A 3,196-nucleotide genomic window follows, 5' to 3' on the forward strand; every position below is an offset into this window, starting at 1 on the left:
TGTACCGGCTGACCGATCAGGGGCGGGTGTTCGTCTCCTACGTGTCGGTGGCCGGTGGCAAGGTGACGCTGGACGCCGAAGCCGATCAGCCCTACGTCGTCTACAAGACGCGCACCGACCTGGACCGCTCCCCGCAGTGGGGTGAGGGCACGCCCCTGTACGACCCCGGCTTCAACTCCGGCTCCCTGAAGGGCTGGACCGTCTCCGGACCCGCGACCGTCGAACGCAGCGCCCTCGGCGACCACGAACTCGTCATCGGCGCGGGCTCCGCCGCCTCCGTCTCCCAACGGCTGGCCCGCCTCGCACCCGGCGACTACGCCGCGTCCGTCCAGGTCGAGGTCGGCGCCGAAGCGGGAGAGGCCCGCACGGCCACCCTGGAGGTCCGCACCGCCGACGGCGTCACCGCGGCCAACCGGACCGAGACGTCCACCGCCGGCAACTACGTCGCCGCCGACCGCAAGCACGGCACCCGCTTCCAGCGCCTCTTCACGTACTTCACCGTCCCCGACGGCGGCGGCCCCGCCACTCTCGCCCTGCGCGCCGCCGCCGGCCGGGCCCGCGTCCGCTTCGACAACGTGCGCATCGTGCGGGCCGACCAACCCACCGCACCACGGGGAACCGTGGTCAGCGAGGACTTCGAGCACGTGCCGCACGGCTGGGGCCCCTTCGTGAAGGGCGACGCGGGCGGCGCCACCGACCCGCGCACCCACATCGCGCAGCGCCACGCGCCCTTCACCCAGCGCGGCTGGAACGGCAAGGCGATCGACGACGTCATCGACGGCACCCAGTCCCTGAAGTCGCGCGGCGAGAACACGGGCCTCGTCTACCGCACCGTCCCGCACACCGCGCGCTTCACCCCCGGCAAGCGGTACCGCGTCCGCTTGCGCTACGAGTGCGAGCTGGCCGGCCAGTACGCCTGGGTCACGGCCGTGGACGCACCCGGGCCGCGCGAGCTGGACCGCACGGACCTGCCGGTCGCGACCCAACCGGCCACGCTGGCCTACGAGTTCACCGCGCCCGAGCAGGGCGAGGCCTGGGTGGGGCTGCGCAAGACGGGCGACGACGGCACCGCCGAATTCGCCCTGGACGCGTTCGAAGTCACCGAGGTCACCACGGGCTGAGCGACTGCCGGACACGGCCCCCGCGGCCGTCCCCGGCAGCCGGACCGGCGCCCTCCACCCGAGCAACCCCCGAAGGACCAGTGACCCCATGAGAACCCCGCCACACCCCACCCGCCGCACCGTGGTGATCGGCGCCGCGCTCACCGCCGCCGCCCTCACCGCGGGCAGCCCCGCCCGGGCGGCGACCCTCGACGCGACCCCCGCCGCACCGCAGGCGACGGACACCGAGAACGTCATCCGGTCCGGCGCGCTCACCGTCCGCGTCGGCACCGCCTTCCCGCGCATCGCCTCGTACACCGACCGCGCCACCGGGAACACCCTGCACGCCCAGGAGGACGCGGTCACCCAACTCCTCGTCAACGACACCTCGTACACCCCCCGTGTCACCAGCCGCACCGAAGCCGACCGGATCACCTACCGCCTGACCCTCGACGAAGGCCCCCGCATCGACGCCGAGATCGCCGTCGACGGCTGGACCGTCACCTTCCGCGTCACGGACATCCGCGACACGGACGCCCTGCGCGTCCGCACGCTGCAGATCCCCGGACTGCAGTTGGTCAGCGTGCGCTCCACGCAGGACAGCGCCACCCTCATGACGGCCCGCGTCGAGATCGACAAGGCCAAGAGCGGCGATTCCACCGTACGAATCACCACTGACAGCCGACCCGACGAAACGGCCGTCGGCAGCGCCTATGCCGTCGCCCACACGAGTGAACTCGCGGCCGCCGTCGAGAACAACACGAGCTGGGACCAGCCCGCCAGGACACCCGGCACGAGCTGGGAGAACGGCCGGTTCTGGCGGCAGGTCGCGGAGCGCGACGGATACGTCAAGGGCGGCATCAGCAACGGCCAATGGACCTACCGCGCCGACAGCGCCGCCACCGACGACACCGAACCCCTGCCCTGGGCGAAGGTGATCATCACGCGGGACCGGAACGGCGACGGCGTCGTCGACTGGCAGGACGCCGCGATCGCCTTCCGCGACATCGCCCACACCCCGCTCGGCGCCGACCGGCAGTACCAGCGGGTCGTCGCCCACATCACGTACAACATCGGCTCGGTGGCGGGCAATCCGTTCCTGCTCACCCTCGACCACGTCAAGCGCATCCACCTCGCCACCGACGGGCTGCGCCAGTTCACGCTCCTCAAGGGCTACCAGTCCGAGGGCCACGACGCCGCCCACCCCGACTGGGGCGGCCACTACAACCAGCGGGCCGGCGGCCTCGACGACCTCAACACCCTGGTCCGCAGCGGCAAGAAGTGGAACAGCGACTTCGCCGTCCACGTCAACTTCACCGAGTCCTACCCCGAGGCCCACGCCTTCTCCGAGCAGCTCGTCGACAAGACGAACAAGCAGTGGGCGTGGATGGACCAGAGCTACCGCATCGACAACCGGCGGGATCTGGTCACCGGCGGCACCGAGAAGCGCATGAAGCAACTGCGCGACGAGGTCGACGACGGACTCAACACCCTGTACGTGGACGTGTTCCGCGACTCCGGCTGGATCGGCGACCGCTTCCAGCGCATCCTGCGCGACCAGGGCTGGCAGGTCACCACCGAGTGGGGACACGGCCTGGAACGCTCCGCCCTGTGGTCGCACTGGGCCAACGACGTCACCTACGGGGCCGACACCTCGCGCGGCATCAACTCCCAGCTGATCCGCTTCATGCGCCACCACCAGAAGGACGTCTTCGCCGACAAGTTCCCTCTCCTGGGCACCGCACGGCTCGGCGACTTCGAGGCCTGGCAGAACAAGACCGACTGGACCGCCTTCTGCCGGCTGATCTGGTCCCACACCCTGCCGGTGAAGTACCTCCAGGCGTACCCGATCAAGACCTGGGCCGAGCAGGAGATCACCTTCTTCGGACCGGGACGCACCAGCGTGACGGCCACCGCCGACGGCACCCGCACCGTCACCACCGACGGCCGCACGGTCCTCACCGGCGACACCTACCTGCTGCCCTGGGACCCCCGCGAGGCCACCGATCCGGCGAAGCTGTACCACTACAACCCCAAGGGCGGCACGACGAGTTGGGTCCTTCCGCGCGCGTGGGCGAGCAGGAACCGGGTCGCTC

General features: G+C 71.1%; 1 protein-coding gene and 1 pseudogene. Both read left to right on the forward strand.

Annotated elements, in window-relative coordinates:
* Positions 1-1,121 (forward strand): annotated as a pseudogene (locus M4J07_RS47245) (endo-alpha-N-acetylgalactosaminidase family protein); the annotation flags it as partial.
* An 88-nt stretch (positions 1,122-1,209) separates the two neighbouring features.
* Positions 1,210-3,196, forward strand: a 1,987-nt coding sequence (locus M4J07_RS47250; RefSeq protein WP_255983499.1) for an endo-alpha-N-acetylgalactosaminidase family protein, incomplete at its 3' end; no start/stop codon positions are given.

The sequence above is a fragment of the Streptomyces longispororuber genome (assembly GCF_024448165.1).
GTDB classification, from domain to species: Bacteria; Actinomycetota; Actinomycetes; order Streptomycetales; family Streptomycetaceae; genus Streptomyces; species Streptomyces longispororuber_A.